Source organism: Arthrobacter sp. KBS0703, assembly GCF_002008315.2.
Taxonomy (GTDB): Bacteria; Actinomycetota; Actinomycetes; order Actinomycetales; family Micrococcaceae; genus Arthrobacter.
The window spans coordinates 1,944,237-1,963,699 of sequence record NZ_MVDG02000001.1; the positions used below are offsets into that span (position 1 = coordinate 1,944,237).

General features: G+C 65.1%; 14 protein-coding genes and 2 pseudogenes. 5 read left to right on the forward strand and 11 right to left on the reverse strand.

Annotated elements, in window-relative coordinates; genetic code table 11:
* Positions 1-128: 128 nt before the first annotated feature.
* From B1A87_RS09240 to B1A87_RS09290, 10 genes and pseudogenes are all read right to left on the reverse strand, one after another.
* A complete protein-coding gene (locus B1A87_RS09240; RefSeq protein ID WP_078028875.1) occupies positions 129-1,088 on the reverse strand; it encodes a D-glycerate dehydrogenase in 960 nt (319 codons plus the stop codon).
* A complete protein-coding gene (locus tag B1A87_RS09245) occupies positions 1,085-2,284 on the reverse strand; it encodes a pyridoxal phosphate-dependent aminotransferase (RefSeq protein WP_078028874.1) in 1,200 nt (399 codons plus the stop codon). Before B1A87_RS09245 ends, B1A87_RS09240 begins: the two co-directional genes overlap by 4 nt.
* A gap of 344 nt (positions 2,285-2,628) precedes the next feature.
* A pseudogene (pdxS, locus tag B1A87_RS09255) lies at positions 2,629-3,478 on the reverse strand (pyridoxal 5'-phosphate synthase lyase subunit PdxS).
* Between the two features lie 169 nt (positions 3,479-3,647).
* Complete coding sequence (locus B1A87_RS09260; RefSeq protein WP_144275769.1) at positions 3,648-5,021, reverse strand: L-serine ammonia-lyase; 1,374 nt, start codon at positions 5,019-5,021, stop codon at positions 3,648-3,650.
* On the reverse strand, positions 5,021-5,659 hold the full coding sequence (locus B1A87_RS09265) for a sarcosine oxidase subunit gamma (RefSeq protein WP_078029030.1): 639 nt from the start codon (positions 5,657-5,659) through the stop codon (positions 5,021-5,023). The genes B1A87_RS09260 and B1A87_RS09265 overlap by 1 nt, the downstream gene beginning before the upstream one ends.
* Positions 5,652-8,616, reverse strand: a pseudogene (locus B1A87_RS09270) (sarcosine oxidase subunit alpha family protein). The gene B1A87_RS09265 and the pseudogene B1A87_RS09270 overlap by 8 nt, the downstream one beginning before the upstream one ends.
* Positions 8,613-9,032 carry a sarcosine oxidase subunit delta gene (locus B1A87_RS09275; protein WP_078029029.1) on the reverse strand — a complete coding sequence of 140 codons (420 nt, stop codon included), beginning with the start codon at positions 9,030-9,032 and terminating at the stop codon, positions 8,613-8,615. The pseudogene B1A87_RS09270 and the gene B1A87_RS09275 overlap by 4 nt, the downstream one beginning before the upstream one ends.
* A 26-nt stretch (positions 9,033-9,058) precedes the next feature.
* On the reverse strand, positions 9,059-10,279 hold the full coding sequence (locus tag B1A87_RS09280; protein ID WP_144275770.1) for a sarcosine oxidase subunit beta family protein: 1,221 nt from the start codon (positions 10,277-10,279) through the stop codon (positions 9,059-9,061).
* Positions 10,276-11,574 carry a serine hydroxymethyltransferase gene (gene glyA / locus B1A87_RS09285; RefSeq protein WP_078028489.1) on the reverse strand — a complete coding sequence of 433 codons (1,299 nt, stop codon included), beginning with the start codon at positions 11,572-11,574 and terminating at the stop codon, positions 10,276-10,278. The genes B1A87_RS09280 and glyA overlap by 4 nt, the downstream gene beginning before the upstream one ends.
* A 178-nt stretch (positions 11,575-11,752) precedes the next feature.
* Positions 11,753-12,430: a GntR family transcriptional regulator gene (locus tag B1A87_RS09290; protein WP_078028490.1), complete on the reverse strand. Its 678-nt coding sequence runs from the start codon at positions 12,428-12,430 to the stop codon at positions 11,753-11,755.
* 136 nt (positions 12,431-12,566) lie between these two features.
* Here B1A87_RS09290 and purU point away from each other — a divergent pair, with 136 nt between their 5' ends.
* The 4 genes from purU to B1A87_RS09310 all read left to right on the forward strand — a co-directional run bounded on the left by purU (position 12,567) and on the right by B1A87_RS09310 (position 17,658).
* Positions 12,567-13,481 carry a formyltetrahydrofolate deformylase gene (gene purU / locus B1A87_RS09295; RefSeq protein WP_078028491.1) on the forward strand — a complete coding sequence of 305 codons (915 nt, stop codon included), beginning with the start codon at positions 12,567-12,569 and terminating at the stop codon, positions 13,479-13,481.
* Positions 13,482-13,535: 54 nt separating this feature from the next.
* Positions 13,536-16,028 carry an FAD-dependent oxidoreductase gene (locus B1A87_RS09300; protein ID WP_078028492.1) on the forward strand — a complete coding sequence of 831 codons (2,493 nt, stop codon included), beginning with the start codon at positions 13,536-13,538 and terminating at the stop codon, positions 16,026-16,028.
* Positions 16,029-16,159: 131 nt separating this feature from the next.
* Positions 16,160-16,786 carry a cyclodeaminase/cyclohydrolase family protein gene (locus B1A87_RS09305; protein WP_078028493.1) on the forward strand — a complete coding sequence of 209 codons (627 nt, stop codon included), beginning with the start codon at positions 16,160-16,162 and terminating at the stop codon, positions 16,784-16,786.
* The gene (locus B1A87_RS09310; RefSeq protein ID WP_078028494.1) at positions 16,783-17,658 is read left to right on the forward strand and encodes a bifunctional 5,10-methylenetetrahydrofolate dehydrogenase/5,10-methenyltetrahydrofolate cyclohydrolase; all 876 of its coding nucleotides are present in this window, start codon (positions 16,783-16,785) and stop codon (positions 17,656-17,658) included. The genes B1A87_RS09305 and B1A87_RS09310 overlap by 4 nt, the downstream gene beginning before the upstream one ends.
* A 104-nt stretch (positions 17,659-17,762) precedes the next feature.
* Here B1A87_RS09310 and B1A87_RS09315 read toward each other — a convergent pair whose 3' ends face one another.
* The gene (locus tag B1A87_RS09315; RefSeq protein ID WP_078028495.1) at positions 17,763-18,458 is read right to left on the reverse strand and encodes a GntR family transcriptional regulator; all 696 of its coding nucleotides are present in this window, start codon (positions 18,456-18,458) and stop codon (positions 17,763-17,765) included.
* Between the two features lie 118 nt (positions 18,459-18,576).
* On the opposite strand from B1A87_RS09315, the gene B1A87_RS09320 reads away from it, so the two are divergent.
* Positions 18,577-19,452 carry a methylenetetrahydrofolate reductase gene (locus B1A87_RS09320; RefSeq protein ID WP_078028496.1) on the forward strand — a complete coding sequence of 292 codons (876 nt, stop codon included), beginning with the start codon at positions 18,577-18,579 and terminating at the stop codon, positions 19,450-19,452.
* The last annotated feature ends 11 nt before the right edge of the window (positions 19,453-19,463 follow it).

The following is a 19,463-nucleotide window of genomic DNA, read 5'->3' on the forward strand; positions in this document are numbered from 1 at the left end:
ATATTCTCTCTCTAAGATGCGATGCCCGGTAAATGCTGTTGCCGGGAGGCAGTAGGGATCTGTCCGGCCTACGAAGAGCAGCGGCCACGGTGGTTCCGTCGTCGTCTCGTTCGTGGCGCCAGTCGCCTCTAATTGATCGGCGCGGGCGGTCGTTCGTCGCTGAGCACTGCCAGGGCGTTGTCGGCGGCGAGCATCGCCATCGCGGAACGGGTCTCGACTGTGGCGGAACCGAGGTGCGGCACGAGCACCACGTTCTCGAGCTCGAGAAATCCGGGGTGCACGCTGGGCTCGTTCTCAAAAACGTCGAGCCCGGCACCCGCGATTTGCCCCTCGCGCAGCGCGGCGGCGAGGGCTGCTTCGTCGATGATTGGGCCCCGCGCGGTATTGATGAGGTATGCCGAATCCTTCATAGCCGCGAGTTGCCCGGAGCCGATCAGGTGGTGGGTGGCCGGTCCGTAGGGGCAGTGCAGGGAGACGATGTCGGAATTGGCCAGCAACTCGTCGAGCTCGACCCGCCGGGCGCCCAGCTCGGCGGCAACCCCGGGATCGATCTCGCGACGTGACTGGTAGATGATTTCCATGCCGAAGGCCTTGGCCCGGCGTGCGGTCGCCTGGCCAATGCCGCCCATGCCGACGATGCCGAGGGTCTTGCCTTGCAGGCTGCTGCCTAGCAGGAAGAACATGCCCCACTTCCAGTCATGGCCGGAGCGGATGAGCCGTTCCCCTTCACCGAGCCGGCGTGTCGCCGAGAGGATGAGGCCGAGCGCGATGTCGGCCGTGGCCTCCGTGAGCACGCCGGGTGTATTGGTGGCGACCACGCCCCGTTCGGTGCAGGCGGGCACATCGATGTTGTCATAGCCGACGGCGACGTTCGCGACCACTTTGAGCTGCGGGCCGGCGGCGTCGAGGAGCTCGGCGTCGACGCGTTCGGTGAGCAGGCTCACCACGGCATCGGCCCCGGCTACCCGGCGCAGGAGCTCCTCGCGGCCGATCGACTCCGGACTTTCCCAGGCATCGACTTCGTGCTCCGCGCGCAGCTTTTCGAGTGCGGTTTCGGGTATACGTCCCGTGACGACGACCCGGCTCATGCCGTCTCGATCCACTTGCGCAGGCGGCCGAGGCCGTCGCGGATGTCGGCGACGTCGATGCCCGAGTAGGCAAGCCGGATGTACTGGCGGTCTTCGCCGGGCTGGCGGCGGCCGAAGTGTTCACGTGTGCAGAAGGAGACGCCGGTTTCGTACAAGGCTGCGGAGGCGAAATCGCCGACTGCCGTGTAACCCATGCGCTCCATGGCCTCTGTGACGTCTGGGAATAGGTAGAACGTCGACTGTGGGACGGCGACGTGTATGCCGGAGATGTCGTTCACGAGTTCGCATGCGGCGTCCCGGCGCCCGCGCAGGATGTCGAGCATCTGCTGTACGGGTTCTTGGGTGCCGCGGAGCGCTTCGATGCCGGCCCATTGCACGTAGTGCGTGGTGCACGACTCATCGTTGGTGTTGAGTGTGCTGAGGATTTTGGCGATCTCGAGCGGAGCGACGGCGCAGCCCAGGCGGGATCCGGTCATGGCGAACTTCTTGCTGAAGGTGTAGAGGATCACGGTGCGCTCCGCCATGCCGGGAAGCGACACGATGGAGTTCGAAACACCCTCGTAGCGGGTCTCGAAGTACGCCTCATCGGAGAGTACCCAGAGATCGTGCTCCTGGGCGAGCTGCGCGATGGCCTCACGCTCGGCCGCCGTCGACTCGGCCGAGATGGGGTTCTGCAGGTCGTTGTAGACGATGGCGACAGTATTAGGGGTGATCGACGCGCGCACCTGGTCGAGGTCGATCGCGAAGCCCTGGCTCGTGGGCAGGTATCGGTAAGGCACGGCCGTACCACCGAGGTACTCGATCTGCGATTCGTAGATCGGGAAGCCGGGGTTCGGGTAGAGCACTTCCTGGCCGGCGTTCATGACGGCCTGCAGGAACTTCGTGATAACGGGTTTGCCGCCCGTCATCACCACGACATTGTCAGGGGAGAACTCGATGCCCCGGCGGGCCCCGATATCTTCGGCTAGGGCCTCGCGCAACTGCGGGATGCCTGGGCCGGGGCAATAGCCCGTGTAGCCGTCGGCGATGGCCCGGTTCATTCCTTCGACAATATGCGGGGCCGTCGGGATGTTGATGTCGCCGAGATGGAAGGGGTACACAGGGTTCCCCTTCGCCTTCCAAGCGGCCGCGGCTTGGGCGACGCTAAAGGCAGTTTCGGTGCCCAGACGTTCGAGCCGGTTCGCGAGCTTCTGCATGCTGTTCCACTCCTCATCGAGATTGTGATCGATCTTCTGCGTTACTAATTCCTGCTTTTGCGGCGTGGCGTCGGTTTGGCAGGTTGACCTGTGCCTTTCCGAGGCCCACGGCTAGGCCAGGATCCGGTATCCCGTCGGCTTATCGAAGAGCCTTCGCGTGCTGTTTCCGGCGGCCGCAATCCAGAGGACGGAGTCGTCATCAGCGGCCTGTTCGACAACACCGGTCATGATGTGCTCCCCTGATAGCCACACCTCCACCGTATGGCCCGTCAGCCGGGCCCAGTCGCTACGAAGCCCACGTCCGGCCACGGTCTGGCTTGGGCTCGTAGCCACCATGATCCGCTTTACCAGCCGCGCTCGGCGAGGCGGTGCGGCTGCGGAATCTCGTCGACGTTGATGCCCACCATGGCTTCGCCCAGGCCGCGGGAGGCCTTGGCGATGACGTCGGGGTCATCGAAGAAGGTGGTGGCCTTCACGACGGCGGCGGCGCGCTGGGCGGGGTTGCCGGACTTGAAGATGCCGGAGCCGACGAACACGCCGTCGGCGCCAAGCTGCATCATCATCGCGGCGTCGGCCGGGGTGGCGATGCCGCCCGCGGTGAACAGCACCACGGGAAGCTTGCCGGCGGCAGCAACTTCCTTGACCAGTTCGTACGGGGCCCTGCAGTTCCTTCGCCGCGACGTACAGCTCGTCCTCGGGCAGGGCGGCAAGCTTGGCGATCTCGGAACGGATCTGGCGCATGTGGCCGGTGGCGTTGGAGACGTCGCCGGTGCCGGCCTCGCCCTTGGACCGGATCATGGCCGCGCCCTCGTTGATGCGGCGCAGCGCCTCACCGAGGTTGGTGGCGCCACAGACGAAGGGAACCTTGAAGTTCCACTTGTCGATGTGGTTGACGTAGTCGGCCGGGGTCAGGACCTCGGACTCGTCGATGTAGTCCACGCCGAGGGACTGCAGGACCTGGGCTTCGACGAAGTGGCCGATGCGGGCCTTGGCCATGACCGGGACGGAGACGGCGTCGATGATCTTGTCGATCATGTCCGGATCGGACATGCGGGACACGCCGCCCTGGGCACGGATGTCGGCCGGAGCGCGCTCGAGCGCCATTACGGCAACGGCACCGGCGTCTTCGGCGATGCGGGCCTGCTCGACGTTGACGACGTCCATGATGACGCCGCCCTTGAGCATCTCAGCCATGCCGCGCTTGACGCGGCTGCTGCCCGTGACAGCGATATGTTCGTAAGGGAGTCGTTGCAGGGTCACTTCTTGCTCCAAAGGGACGGGGCGCCTGCGAAGCCAGGCATTCTAATAATGGGACTTGCCCCGGGGGTATGTGCACACCCGGGGCTACACGTACTTCACCGAGTCAGCATTCGATGACGTTTACCGCGAGGCCACCCCGGGACGTCTCCTTGTATTTGCTTTTCATGTCGGCGCCGGTTTCCCTCATGGTCTTGATCGCTTTGTCCAGGGAGACCTTGTGTCTGCCGTCGCCGTGCAGGGCAAGGCGGGCGGCGTTGATGGCTTTGACGCTGGCGATGGCATTGCGCTCGATGCAAGGAATCTGCACCAGGCCACCGACGGGGTCACAGGTCAGCCCAAGGTTGTGTTCGATCCCCACCTCGGCGGCGTTCTCCACCTGTTCGGGGGTGCCGCCCATGACCTCGCACAGCCCGGCGGCCGCCATGGAGCAGGCGGAACCGACCTCGCCCTGGCAGCCCACTTCCGCGCCGGAGATGGAGGCGTTGATTTTGAAGAGGATTCCGACGGCGGCTGCCGCCAGCAGGAAGCGGACCACACCGTCGTCGTTGGCGCCGGGCACGAACTTGACGTAGTAGTGCAGCACGGCCGGGACGATGCCGGCCGCACCGTTGGTGGGGGCGGTGACGATGCGTCCGCCGGCGGCGTTTTCCTCGTTGACGGCGAGCGCGAAGAGGTTGACCCATTCCATGGCCCGGAGCGGGTCGGTGACGCCGGTGTTCGCGGTCAGGGTGCGGAACAACGACGGCGCCCGGCGCCTCACGTTCAGGCCACCGGGCAGGATCCCTTCCGCGGCGCAGCCGTTGTCCACGCATTCGCGCATGACGGCCCAGAGTTTCAGCAGCTCTTCCCGGAGTTCGGCTTCGCTGCGCCACACGAGTTCGTTGGCGAGCATGACGTCCGAGATGGACATGCCTTCGCGGCGGCAGACCTCCAGGAGTTCGTCGGCGGTGGTGAACGGGTAGGGCAGGACGGTGGCGTCTGCCACCACCCGGTCGCCGCCGTCGGCATCGCCGTCAACGACAAAGCCGCCCCCGATCGAGTAGAAGCTCCGTTCGCTCAGCACGGTACCGGCGTGGTCCAGGGCCCGGAAGGTCATGCCGTTGGGGTGGGCCGGGAGGGACTTGCGGCGGTGCAGCACCACGTCCTCATCCCAGTTGAAGTCCACCCGGTGGACCCCACACACCCACAGTTCGGCGTCGAGCGCGGCCGCGGCCACCTGGTCATCCGCCGTGGTTGTGTCCACGGTTTCGGGGTCCAGCCCCTTGAAGCCCAGGACCACGGCCTTGTCGGAGCCGTGGCCCCGGCCGGTGGCACCGAGAGACCCGAACAGTTCGGCCTGCACGCGCCTGGTGGAGCTCAGGTGTCCGTCGCTTTTGAGCCCGTCGGCGAACAGCTTCGCTGCCCGCATCGGGCCGACCGTGTGCGATGACGACGGCCCAATGCCAACGGAAAACAAGTCCAGGACGCTGAGCGCCATTAAGGGACCTCAGGGGAGGCGTATTCCCGCATGGCATCCAGGAGCCAGCGGCCCAGGAAATCCGCGAACGAGGCGCGGGGGAAGAGCCGGTAGCTTTCGTCACCGGTCTTCCAGAGGACCACGGGGATGTTGCCGATTTCCGTGGACAGGGCGGTACCGGCCTTGAAGACGCGAGGGTGGAGGTCCAGGGAGCAGCCCTTTTCCAGCACGGCACGGGACCGAGGCCCTGTCAGGGCGAACGTGGTGCGGTTGGCGGAGAGGTCCACCACCTGGCCTTCGCCGTCGACAAGGGCTTCACGCAGTGCCTGGATGAGGTCGCCGCCGAGTGACTCGTGGGCTTCCTGGCGTGCCACCACCAGGAATTCCTCAGGCCCGAGCCAGAGTACAGAGGTGTCGCCGCTGCCGCTGACGGCGCCGCACGCTGCGGGCAGCCCGCCAGTGACGGATGCGATCCGGGCTCCGGCGTCGGTGTTCCGGTCCACCCTCAGGCCCACCATGGTCAGGAAGGTGATTTCGCTCAGTTCCACGGTGCCGCTGACGGAGCCGGTTTCAAATGCTGCCCTGAGCAGCGCAGCCGGGCTGGTGCGGAGTGACAGGTTTGTTTCGCGGGAGGTTTTGGGTGCTGCTGTTTCAGCCATCTTTGCGGGTCCCTTCGGGGTCAAAAAGTACGGTTTCAGCGACAACAACGTCAACGAGCTGGTTTCCGGCGGCGGCCACGAGGGTCTCGCCGATGCGGTTGCGGCCGTTCTTGATCAGAGCCAGGGCGAAGGACCTGCCCAGGGCGGCGGAGTGGTAGCTGGAGGTCACAAAGCCCTCCATGGGAACGGGTCCGTAGGCGGAGTTCACAGGAATGCCCTTTTCCACCAGCTGGGTCCCTTCCGGCAACCGGATGGTCCCATCAATGGGCAGGACGCTGACCAGGTGCTTACGGTCTGCGCGCCGGGCGTCGGCGCGTGCGTAGGAGCGCTTGCCGATGAAGTCCTTGGCCTTCGAGACCACCCATTCCATCCCTGCGTCCTGCGGGGTGACGGTGCCGTCGGTGTCCTGGCCGACGATCGGGTAGCCCTTCTCGGCGCGGAGCACGTGCATGGTTTCGGTGCCGTACGGGGTGATGTCGAACTCGGCCCCGGCGGCGGCCACGGCTTCCCAGGTGTTCAGCCCGTACCAAGCAGGCACGTTGATCTCGTAGGCCAGTTCGCCGGAGAACGAGATCCGGCAGATCCGGGCTTTCACGCCGGAGGCGAGGGTGGTTTCGCGGAAGGTCATGAACGGGAACGCCTCGGCGTCGAGTCCGCCGTTGGCGGCGAGTTCGGGTGCCACCTTGGCGATCACCGCGCGGGATTTGGGCCCGACGACGGCAATCGTGGACCACTGTTCGGTCACCGAGGTGCAGTGCACGTCCAGCTCGGGCCATTCGGTCTGCAGCCATTCCTCCAGCCAGTCCAGAACCTTCGCGGCGCCGCCGGTGGTGGTGGTCATGAAGAACCGGTCCTCGTCGAGGCGCAGGGTCACGCCGTCGTCGAAGATCATGCCGTCAGCCATGCACATGACGCCGTAGCGGGCGGATCCAGGGGCAAGCTTCTTGAAGGCGTTGGTGTAGATCCGGTTGAGGAACTCACCGGCATCCTTGCCCCGGATTTCGATCTTGCCGAGTGTGGTGGCGTCCATGAAGCCCACGGATTCGCGGACGGCGGCGCACTCGCGCAGCACGGCGGTGTCCATGTCCTCCCCGTCCTGCGGGTAGTACCAGGGCCGCTTCCACTGCCCCACATCTTCGAACAGTGCGCCCTGTGCGACGTGCCACGGGTGGATGGACGTGACGCGGGCGGGATCGAACAGTTCGCCGCGCTGGCGTCCGGCGAGTGCCGCGAACGCCACGGGGGTGAACGGCGCCCGGTAGGTGGTGGTGCCGATGTCGCCGATGCCGCGGGACGCTTCGCCCGCCTGCCGGAGCGCGGCGGCGATGACGCCTATCGCGTTGACGCCGGAGGTCTTACCCTGATCGTTCGCGGTGCTGATGGAGGTGTAGCGCTTGATGTGCTCCACGGACCGCATCCCGGCCCCGGTGGACCGGAGGACGTCGGCCACGGACTGGTCACGCTGGAAGTCGACGAAGTGGTGGTGCCAGTCATCCGGCGTGCCGGCCTGCCCGGGGACCAGCCACAGCTGGCGGGTGGGACCGGATGCTTTCGGCTCGCCGATCACGGCCGGCTCGACGGCGGATTCGAAGCCCGCGGCGATCGCAGCCGACGCTCCGGCGGAGATGCCTTCGGCGAGGCAATCGTCGAGTTCGAAGCTGCCGCGGCCCGAGCCGACCACCTGCTGGTTCGGGACCACGGTGCTCGGCACGAAGGCCGCCAGATCCTCGTCCCAGCGCAGCTTGCCCTGCCGCTGCGAGTGCAGGTGCACCAGCGGGCTCCAGCCGCCGGAGACTGCCAGCAGGTCGCAGGCGATCTCTTCGATGCCTGAGGTGAGTTCGCCGTCGTCGCTGATGCTGCGGACGGTAACGGAGCTCAGCCGGCCGGTGTTTGTTCCGGCCGCGCCGGACGCGGAGGCCGCGGTGTCGGCAACCGCGCTGCCGATCAGCACGCGGGTCCCCGCTTCGACGGCGGCGGCAGCCACCGGGGTGAGGCGGGGACGGGCATCGACGACGGCCGCTGACCTTCACGCCGGCGGCGCGCAGGTCCGCGGCCAGGGCGTAGGCGGTGTCGTTGGTGGTGCCGATGACCACGCGCTGGCCGGCGGCGACGGCGTAGCGGTTGAGGTAGCTGCGGACGGCCGAGGCGAGCATGATGCCGGGGCGGTCGTTGTTCTCGAAGACAAGCGGGCGTTCGTGGGCGCCCGGAGCCAGGACAACCTGGTTGGCACGGATGTGCCAAATCCGCTGCCGGGAGACGCCGGGGGCTGCCGGGCTGGACAGGTGGTCGGTGCGGTTCTGGACGGCGATGACGTAGTTGGCGTCGTAGGCGCCGAAGGCCGTGGTGCGGTTCAGGACCGTGCATTCGGCCGCGGAGACGAGCTCGGCCTCGACGTCCGCCACCCACTCCAGCGCTGGCTTGCCCTCGATGGTCTCGCCGAGTTCAGGTGCCGTGGATCCGGAGAGGAGCGAGCCGCCCAGTTCGGGCTGGTCGTCCATGAGGATCACACGGGCTCCGGTGCGGACCGCTTCACGGGCCGCGGCCAGGCCTGCGGGGCCGCCGCCGACCACCAGGACATCGGTGTGGACGTACTTCTTGTCATACTCCGCGCGGTCCTCCTCAGGATCCAGGCGGCCCAGGCCGTTAAGCAGTTCAGCCTTCAGGCCGTCCACCAGGGTGACGGTGGTGGCGGGGAGCATGGACTCGGCCACGTGGCCCGGGAAGCGCGGCGCGATCTTCACCAGCGCGTTGGGTTCCTCCACGCCTGCGGACATGATGCCGCGGGGCCGGTCCTCGTAGAGCGACTTGCCGACGGCGATCCGGCCGTTGGCGAGCAGGGCCGAGGCCAGCGTGTCTCCGGGGTGGCCGGTGAATTCCTCACCGTCCACGGTGAAACGCCAGGAGATGGTGCGGTCGATGCGTCCGCCGGCGGCCAGGCGGGCGTTGTGGGAAGTCACTTGGTTGCTCCTTCCGGGGCGGTGGTGCTGGCGGGTGCTGTGCTTGTGGCAATGCTGGTTGCAGCGATGCTGGGAGACGCGGTCCCGGTGGTGGTGCTGTCCGGGGCGGTGCTGGCAGTGCCGAACTCAGGTGCCGGGGCGGCCTTGTCAGGCCGGAGCGCGCCCATGGGGTAGATGGCCTGGATTTCGTAGCTGACCGTGTCACGGAGCATGTTGAACCACTGGCGGCAGCCGGTGCTGTGCAGCCAGCGCTCGGCAAACGCGCCCTTGGTGTTGTCCCGGTAAAACAGGAACTCGGCCCATTCGCGATCATTCAGCTCGTTCGGGTTTTCCGGATAGGCCACGTGGGCCTGGCCGCCGTAGTGGAATTCGGTCTCGTCGCGCGAGCCGCAGTTGGGGCAGGAAATGAGCAGCATGTGCGTCTTCTTTCTAGTGGGCGCGGCTAGTGGGCAACGGCGGCGGCGCCGTGTTCGTCGATCAGGGCTCCGGTTTCGAAGCGTTCCAGCGCAAAGGGCTTGTTCAGCTTGTGCGGGGTGCCCGTGGCGATGGTGTGTGCGAACGTGAGCCCGGCAGCCGGGGTGCCCTTGAACCCGCCGGTGCCCCAGCCGCAGTTGACGAACATGTTGTCCACCGGTGTGGTGCCCACGATGGGTGAGGCGTCCAGCGTGGTGTCCACGATCCCGCCCCAGGTCCGCAGCACATGCGCCCGGGCGAAGATGGGGAACAGCTCGACGGCCGCTGCCATCTGGTGCTCGATCACGTGGAAGGACCCGCGCTGGCCGTAGCCGTTGTAGGAGTCCACGCCGGCGCCCATGACCAGTTCGCCCTTGTGGGCCTGGGAGACGTAGACGTGCACGTGGTTGGACATGACCACCGTGGGGTGGATCGGCTCGTGCAGTTCGGAGACCAGCGCCTGGAGCGGGTGCGACTGGATGGGGAGCCGGAAGCCGGCCATTTCGGCCAGGACCGAGCTGTGCCCGGCGGCGCACAGGCCCACCTTTTCGGTGTTGATGGTGCCGCGGTTGGTCTTGACGCCCACCACGCGGTTGCCGTCCTTGACGAAGCCGGTGACTTCGCAGTTCTGGATGATGTCCACGCCGAGTTCGTCGCACTTGCGGGCGAATGCCCAGGCCACGTGGTCGTGCTTGGCGATGCCGGCGCGCGGCTGGTACGTGGCGCCCATGACGGGGTAACGGATGTTGTCGCTGATGTTCAGGATGGGGCAGAGTTCCTTGACCTGGTCCGGCTCCAGCCACTCCGCGTCCACACCGTTGAGCTTGTTCGCTCCCACGCGCCGGATGCTCTCGCGCACATCGCCCAGCGTGTGGGCCAGGTTCATGACGCCGCGCTGGCTGAACAGGAAGTCGTATTCGAGCTCCTCCGGCAGGATTTCCCAGAGCTTCAGCGCATGCTCGTAGATGGCCGCGCTCTCGTCCCAGAGGTAGTTGGAACGGATGATGGTGGTGTTCCGGGCCATGTTGCCGCCGGCCAGCCAGCCCTTTTCCAGGACGGCGATGTTGGTCATGCCGTGGTTCTTGGCCAGGAAGTAGGCGGTGGCCAGGCCGTGCCCGCCGCCACCAACGATGACTGCGTCATAGGAAGGCTTCGGGTCCGGGTTGTGCCAGAGGAATTCCGGGTGCTCCGGAAGCAGATCGGCCATCATGCCACCTGGTTCGCGTCAGAGGAGAGGTTGGGGTAGAGCGGGAACTTTCCGGCCAGGATTTCAACCCGCTGCCGCAGTTCCGCCACGGTCTCGTCGCTGAACTCGCGCTTGAGCGCTGCGGCGATGATGTCCGCGACCTCGGTGAACTCCGCCTTTCCGAATCCACGCGTGGCCAGTGCCGGCGTGCCGATACGAAGACCGGAAGAGATCATCGGCGGACGCGGGTCGAACGGCACGGCGTTGCGGTTGACCGTGATGCCGATCCGGTGCAGGCGGTCTTCGCCCTGCTGGCCGTCCAGTTCCGAACTGCGGAGGTCCACCAGGACCAGGTGAACGTCGGTCCCACCGCTGACCACCGTCACGCCGGACTCTGCAACGTCGGCAGACAGCATGCGTTCTGCGATGATGCGGGCGCCTTCCAGGGTGCGTTCCTGGCGGTCGCGGAACTCCGGCTCAGCGGCGAGCTTGAACGCCACGGCCTTCGCGGCAATGACGTGCTCCAGCGGGCCACCCTGCTGTCCGGGGAACACCGCGGAGTTGACCTTCTTGGCGAGGTCGGCGTCGTTGGTCAGGATCACGCCACCGCGCGGGCCGCCAAGGGTCTTGTGGGTGGTGCTCGTGACGATGTGGGCGTGAGGCACGGGGCTGGGGTGGAGCCCTGCGGCCACCAGGCCTGCGAAGTGGGCCATGTCCACCATCAGGTAGGCGCCTACCAGGTCCGCGATGCGGCGGAATTCGGCGAAGTCCAGCTGCCGGGAGTAGGCGGACCAGCCGGCGACGATGAGCTTCGGGCTGCTCTCAACCGCCAGGCGCTCAACCTCGGCCATGTCAATGGTATGGGTGTCTTCGCCGACTCCGTACGGGACCACTTTGTAGAGCTTGCCGGAGAAGTTGATCTTCATGCCGTGGGTCAGGTGGCCACCGTGTGCGAGGTTCAACCCCAGGATGGTGTCGCCGGGCTGGATCAGGGCGAACATCGCCGCTGCGTTGGCCTGGGCGCCGGAGTGCGGCTGAACATTGGCGAATTCGGAGCCGAACAATGACTTAAGACGGTCGATGGCCAGCTGCTCGACCACGTCAACGTGTTCGCAGCCGCCGTAGTAGCGCTTGCCCGGGTAGCCTTCGGCGTACTTGTTGGTGAGTACGGATCCCTGGGCCTCCATGACGGCAGTCGGCGCAAAGTTTTCGGAGGCGATCATCTCCAGCGTGCCCTGCTGGCGCAGGAGCTCCTGCTGAACGGCTGCGTGGATCGCAGGATCGGTCTCTGCGAGCGTACGGGTCAGAACGTCGACCATCTTTTCTCCTCTGCTATCTAATATCCTGTTGATATATTAGTTTCGTGACTCAAGTATGCTATCCAGTCCAGTGGGTGTCAACAGATTTATCCTGCCGTCCCAGGGGTGTCCCAGAGGTGCCAAGAGCGCGGCTGGAAGGGCCGCGCTCTTGGTAATACGTGGAGGGGCTGGGTTCAGATCAGGTGAAAAGCGCCTTGCGGACGGCATCCTCGAATCCACTGACGTGGCTCCTCGCCAGGTCAGCGGCCCGCGCCTCATCGCCGTCAATCACAGCGCCGAGCAGGTCCAGGTGCTCACGCACGTGGCGGGAAAGATCGGGGAGGCGATCCAGCACCATGCACCAGATGCGTGTTGCGAGATTGTCGTACCGGATCAGGACGTCCTCAAGGTGGGGATTGCCCGCCGCCGCGTAGATGCCTTGATGGACGCGCGCATCCAGGCGCAGCGTTTCGACGACGGAGGCCGCATGGGTATCGAAGGATTCAACAGCCCGCATCACAGCCCGCAGCTGCTCCCGCTGCCATTCCGTGGCCACCCTGGCGGCACGGGACGCAGCGAGTGGTTCAAGTTGCGTCCGGATTTCCGAAATGAAAGCAAGGTCGGTTACCTCCACGCGGGTGGCAAAGGTGCCCCTGCGCGGATACGAAACCACCAGGCGGTCAAGCTCAAGCCGCTTCAAAGCTTCCCGCACCGGAGTCCGCCCCATGCCGAGGTCCTTGGCGAGGTGGTCGTCATTAAGGAGATCGCCGGGTTTGATCTCAAGCATCAGCAGCCGGTCGCGGATACGCTCGTAGGCCCCGTCCGCCAACGACTTCTTGGCTGCATCTTCCACGATCGCCAACGCTTCAACTGCCATAACCTGGACCCCTTTCCAATCAAGCCAAACAGGCTATTGACCTCGCCCACTGACCAGTATACGCTGATTCCCAACCCTAATATATCAGTTGGTAATCTGAGAATATATCTAACGGGAAGATACCTAAGGAGGAGACATGACCCTAGTGGCAACAGACTCATCAACCAGCACGCTGACTCAGAACGACCCCCGCGTGAAGGACACGGCCCAGAAGTTCGTACTCACACTGTCGTGCGTCGAACGTGCCGGCATTGTCCAGGCGGTCACCACTTTCCTCTTCGAACGTGGCTTCAACATCGACGAGCACCAGCAGTTCGACGACGGGCTCCGCGAGACGCTGCACCTGCGCACCGCATTCTCGGGTTCCCCCGAGTACACGCCGGAGCGGCTCCAGGAGGAGTTCAGCGCCATTGCGGATCGCTTCGAGATGAAGTTCAGCTTCCATGACCAGACCAAGCAGCGCATTCTGGTCATGGTGTCCAAGTTCGGCCACTGCCTGAATGACCTGATCTTCCGCTGGCGCGGCGGCAGCCTCGGTGGCGACATCGTCCTCGTGGTGTCCAATCATGAAACCCACCGGGCCATGGCCGATGCCGCCGGCCTGCCCTTCATCTACCTCCCCGTCACCCCCGAGACGAAGGCAGACGCCGAGCAGCGCCTGCTGGACCTCGTCGACGAGCACAACATCGACCTCGTTGTGCTCGCCCGGTACATGCAGGTGCTCTCCGATGACCTCTGCCGCTCCCTTGAAGGCCGGGCCATCAACATCCACCATTCCTTCCTCCCTGGCTTCAAGGGAGCACGCCCGTACCACCAGGCGTACGACCGTGGCGTCAAACTGGTAGGTGCCACTGCCCACTACGTGACTGCTGAACTCGATGAAGGGCCAATCATCGAACAGGAAGTCATCCGGGTGGACCACAGCTACGGTCCCACCGCACTGTCAACAGTCGGGCAGGATGCGGAAGCGCTGGCACTGTCCCGCGCCGTGCGGTGGCACTGCGAGCACCGTGTGTTGTTGGACCAAACCAGTACTGTCGTGTTCCGGTAAACACGACTACCACATCAGCAGAGACAACACACGAAGATCAGCAGGAGAAACCACATGGCTTCGACGCCAAGCATTGTCATTATTGGAGCGGGAATCGTCGGCACAAACCTGGCCGACGAACTGGTCGCGCGGGGTTGGAACAACATCACCGTCCTGGACCAGGGACCCCTGAATATGCCTGGAGGCTCCACGTCCCACGCTCCGGGCCTCGTTTTCCAGACAAACCCTTCAAAGACCATGGCTGCCTTCGCCAAGTACACGGTTGAGAAGCTCCTGTCCCTGAGCGAGGACGGCGTCAGCTGCTTCAACCAGGTCGGCGGTTTGGAGGTTGCCACTACCGAGACCCGCCTCGCGGACCTGAAGCGGAAGCTAGGCTACGCCGCCGCGTGGGGCATCGAGGGCAAGATCCTTTCCCGCGAGGAATGCAAGGAGCTCTACCCGCTCATCAATGAGGAAGACATCCTGGGTGGCCTCCACGTACCGAGCGACGGCCTGGCACTCGCCGCCCGCGCAGTCCAGCTGCTCATCAAGCGCACGGAAGCCGCCGGGGTTAAGTACATCGGCAACACCGAGGTCACCGGAATCGAACAGTCCAACCGCCGGGTCACAGGAGTGGAGACCGCTGAAGGCGTCATCCCTGCGGACATCGTGGTTTCCTGCGCCGGCTTCTGGGGCGCCAAGATCGGCGAGATGATCGGCATGTCCGTCCCGCTCCTCCCGCTGGCCCACCAGTACGTCAAGACCACTCCCGTGCCGGCGCAGAAGGGCAAGAACGAACTGCCCAACGGCGCTTCGCTGCCCATCCTGCGCCACCAGGACCAGGACCTCTACTACCGCGAACACGGCGAGCGCTACGGCATTGGTTCCTACGCGCACCGCCCCATGCCCGTGGATCTTGACGAGCTTGGCAGCTACGAGCCCAGCAGCATCAGCGAACACAACATGCCTTCGCGCCTGGACTTCACCCTGGAGGACTTCCTTCCTGCGTGGGAAGCCACCAAGCAACTGCTGCCGGCCCTCCGCGAAAGCGAAATCGAGGATGGCTTCAACGGCATCTTCTCCTTCACCCCCGACGGCGGCTCCCTGGTGGGCGAATCGAAGGAAGTGGACGGCTTCTATGTGGCTGAGGCCGTGTGGGTGACCCACTCCGCCGGCATCGCCCGCGCCGTTGCCGAACTGCTGACCACCGGCAAGTCCAGCATCGATCTTGGTGACTGCGACATCCACCGCTTCGAAGAAGTCCAGCTGACTCCCGAATACGTCAGCGAAACGTCCCAGCAGAACTTCGTGGAAATCTACGACGTCCTGCACCCGCTGCAGCCAAAGCTCTCTCCGCGGAACCTGCGCGTCAGCCCGTTCCACGCCCGCCACAAGCAGCTGGGCGGCTACTTCCTGGAGGGCGCCGGATGGGAACGTCCGTACTGGTTCGAAGCCAACGCTGAACTGCTCAAGGAGATGCCTGACGAATGGCAGCCGCCGGCACGTGACGCCTGGTCCGGGATGTTCAGCTCGCCCATCGCCGCCGCCGAAGCCTGGAAGACCCGCACCGCGGTGGCTATGTACGACATGACCCCGCTCAAGCGCCTCGAGGTCTCCGGTCCCGGAGCCCTGAAGCTGCTGCAGTCGCTGACTACCGCCGACATGACCAAGAAGCCGGGGGCGGTCACCTACACCCTCCTGCTGGACCACGCCGGCGGGATCCGAAGCGATATCACCGTGGCCCGCCTGAGCGAAGACACCTTCCAGCTCGGAGCCAATGGAAACATCGACACGGCCTACTTTGAGCGGGCCGCACGCCACCAGACGGAAAACGGAACCGCCAGTGACTGGGTCCAGGTTCGCGACACCACCGGCGGGACATGCTGCATCGGCTTGTGGGGACCCCTCGCCCGGGACCTGATCAGCACGGTCAGCAGCGACGACTTCTCCAATGACGGCCTGCGCTACTTCCGGGCCAAGAAGGTAGTCATCGGCGGCGTCACCGTCACCGCAATGCGGCTGTCCTACGTCGGCGAGCTGGGCTGGGAACTGTACACCAGTGCGGACAACGGCCAGCGCCTGTGGGACGCACTGTGGAAGGCAGGGCAGCCGTTCGGCGTGATCGCTGCCGGCCGCGCCGCGTTCAGCTCACTGCGCCTGGAAAAGGGCTACCGCTCGTGGGGCACCGACATGACCACCGAGCACGACCCGCTGGAAGCGGGACTCGGTTTCGCCGTGAAGATGACCAAGGAAAACTTCGTCGGCAAGGCAGCACTGGAAGGCCGGACCGAGGAAAACTCCGCCCGCCGCCTGCGCTGCCTGACGGTCGACGACGGCCGCAGCATCGTGCTGGGCAAGGAACCTGTCTTCTACAAGGACCAGGCAGTTGGCTACGTCACGAGCGCCGCTTATGGCTACACCGTTGCCAAGCCAATTGCCTACGCGTACCTGCCCGCCGCCGTTTCCCTGGGTGACTCGGTTGAAATCGAGTACTTTGGCCGGCGCATCCAGGCCACGGTCACGGCCGATCCACTGTACGACCCCACGATGACCCGGCTCCGCGGCTAACAGCCGCCGGGCCATTCAAGGGCACGCGGCCCGGACTCATTTCCTCGCAACCAGAGTCCGGGCCGCTGCTTTTCCATGGCCCGTCCCATGCCCAGGCCAGTCGACTAGAGCTTCAGCCCCCAGGAAGACACATGATCAGTTCAGAAACAATAAACGACTACCTCGCCAGGCTTGCCTCGCGCGAACCCACCCCCGGCGGCGGCGCAGCGGCGGCTCTCCACGCCGCCCAGGGGGCGGCGCTTGTCGCCATGGTGGCCAGGTACACCACCGGCACGAGATACGAACAGCACGCCGAACTCGTCGCCAGGATCATTAGCAGCGCCGACGGCCTGGTGGCCCAGGCCCTGCGCCTCGCGGACGCCGACCAGCACGCGTTCCAAGGCGTCATTGACGCGTACAAGCTCCCCGCCGGTACTTACGACCTCAAGGCTGCACGGACAGCGTCCATCCAGGACGCGCTCGTCCAGGCCGCGGAAACACCGGCACAACTGATCCTCCTAGCCGGCGCCGTCGTGGATCTTGCCACGGAACTGTTCGAGGTGGCCAATGCCAACGTGATCAGTGACGTCGCCGCGGCCGTCGACGCTGCCCGGGCAGCCGCCACCACCGCACGGGTGAACATCGACATCAACGTGGTGGCCATCAAGGACAACGAAACACGTTCCCGGCTGGCTGCCCAGACCGATGGCCTTGAGGAAAGGGTCATCCTGGCGGCCGACTCGCTGGTGAAGCGCGTACGCGAAAGGATTCTCGGTTGAGCACCACACTCCTCTCTGGACGAAACCTGGCAAAGCTCATCCAGCAGAAGGCCCACGACGAAGCCCGGAACCTCGAAACTGACGGCCTGCGCCCCACCCTTGCAGTGGTTGTGGCCACTGACGACGGCTCCACGCACTGGTATGTGCGGTCCATCGAACGGGCTGCAGAAGGCGCCGGCATTAATTGCCGGATCGTGGACCTTGGCCACGACGCGACAGGACAGGTGCTGGCCTCTGTCCTGAAGGACCTCAGCTCCGAGCCGTCAGTCAACGGCATCATCCTGCAGACGCCCTTGCCTCCCGGCGTCGATGCAGATGCCCTGGTGGGGCACATCGCCCCCGAGAAAGACATCGACGGCGCGAATCCGCTGAGCCTTGGCCGCCTCGCTGTCGGCCAGCCCTCGTTCGCCCCTGCCACGGCACGGGCCGTCACGGAGATCCTTGACCACTTCGACATCCCGGTGGCGGGCCGGAACGTCGTCGTGATTGGACGTTCCGCCGTCGTCGGAAAACCGCTGTCCCTGCTGCTGATGGAACGCGACGCCACCGTCACCGTTTGCCACTCCAGGTCAGGGGCGCTGGAGAAATACACCAAGACGGCCGACGTCGTGGTGGTCGCCGCCGGGCGCACCGGCCTGCTGAACGGCGGCCACATTTCCTCCGGGGCCGTTGTGATCGACGTCGGCACCAACGTCCTTTCCGACGGGTCCCTCGTGGGGGACGTGGACGAAGCCAGCGTCCGGGGCATCGCCGGGGCGCTAACGCCAGTTCCGGGTGGCGTCGGCTCAGTCACCACGTCCCTGCTTCTCCTGCACACCACCGAGGCCGCGCGGGAACAGTCGCGTGCCTTGGTCCGGGGAACAGCCGGGTGATCCTCGGCAGGCTCCCCGGCTACGCCTAGGACTTGTTGTTGTCTTCGCGCCCGTGCAGATCCATGTGATCTGAACGGGCGCGAAGGCCGTGTCCTGCCAAGGGGCTACAGGACGGCCCTGATGAGGTTCTCAAAGTCCGTCACATGCTTGGTGGTCAGCCGCGCAGCAGCTTCGGAGTCCCCTTCCGCGATGCACTCGAGCAGCTCAATGTGCTGGGCAATATGCTCGGATACCGGAGGAAGTTTCTCCAGCACAAGGCTCCAGATGCGCGTCGCAAGGTTGTCGTACCGGATCAGGACATCCTCAAGATGCCGGCTCCCCGTGGCTCTGTAGATCATCCGGTGGACCCTCATGTCCAGGCGCATCAGGTCCCGCTGGGAGTGTGTGCTTGGCAGGAGCTGGCCCACTTCCGTGGCAAATTCCTTGATCTCCTGGCGGAGCTGCGGCGACGCCATCCGGGCTGCCCGTGCTGCGGCCGCAGGCTCCAGAAGCTGCCGGATTTCGGAGATTTCAGCCAGATCCGTGATGTCCACCCCGGCGGCGAAGGTTCCGCGGCGGGGGTACGCCACCACCAGGTGGTCGCTCTCAAGGCGCTTCATGGCTTCCCGGATGGGTGTCCTTCCCACTCCGAGCCGCCTGGAAATCACTTCGTCATTCAATGGTTCGCCAGGCTTGATGTCCAAAACGATCAGTTCATCACAGAGCACCCTGTAGGCGAAGTCGGCGAAGGACTCCTCCTCCTGCCTTGCTGGCAGGAAGGGCCCTCCAATATCCGACGGTAGTTCTCCACCGTTTACCATTTCCAAGTCTCCTCCCGATGCACGGCTGAGCCTTGACGCGAAGGCCTCCTGTACATAGTATTCCTAGAACTGATATATCAATATCCCATCAAAAAAATGTCAACCCTTACGGAGAGCAATGAGCACAGAAGCTGTTGCAAGGATACGGCTGGAAGTGTTTCCGTCCGCCGATCTGCTCACGCAACTCCCTGCGGCCTTTGACATCACAGGATCCGTCAGCGTGACGTGCCTCCCGCACCACGGGCCTGCACGGACCGTAGCGGCGTCCGTCAACCTGGCGAGCCTGGGTTACCACACGGTTCCCCATCTCGCAGCCCGCAGCATCACGGGTGAGGCAGAGCTCCATTCGCTGCTGCTCCAGCTGCAGGAGGCCGGCGTCTCGGAGCTGTTTCTCGTTGCCGGTGACCGGCGCACGCCCGCGGGCCCCTACAGCTGGAGCGGAGAACTCCTTGAGGCGGTCAACGCCTATTCGCCCGACTTCTCCATAGGCATTGCCGGTTATCCGGAAGGCCACCCGCAGCTCAGCCGGGAACAACTCAGCAGCAGCCTCCTCACGAAAGCGCCCTTGGCGTCGTCCGTGGTCACGCAGATGTGCTTTTCCGCCGAGGCAATCACCCGGTACCTCCGGTCAATCCGCGAGGCCGGCATAGAGCTACCCGTGTGGGTTGGAGTCCCCGGCCCGGTGTCCATCAGGAAACTGGTCTCCCTGGGAGCGCGCCTCGGCGTCGGCCGCTCCCTCAAGCTGGCCCGCGGGACAGGTATGGCGGGGGCCCTCTGGCGAGGGGACGACTTCCTGAGCTACGACAGCGGACGCCTGATCCGCGAGGTCCACCAGGAGCTGGCGGGCGATCCCCTCTTTGCCGGGTTCCACGTCTACACGTTCAACGACCTCGGCCGCATGCGTGGCCTTCTGGATGATCTGCGGACACTGCAGCCGACCGCCGCGCTGGCCCCAGGCAGCACCTCCATTCCATTGTTTCCTGCCAAGATCTGAAGGGAAGATCA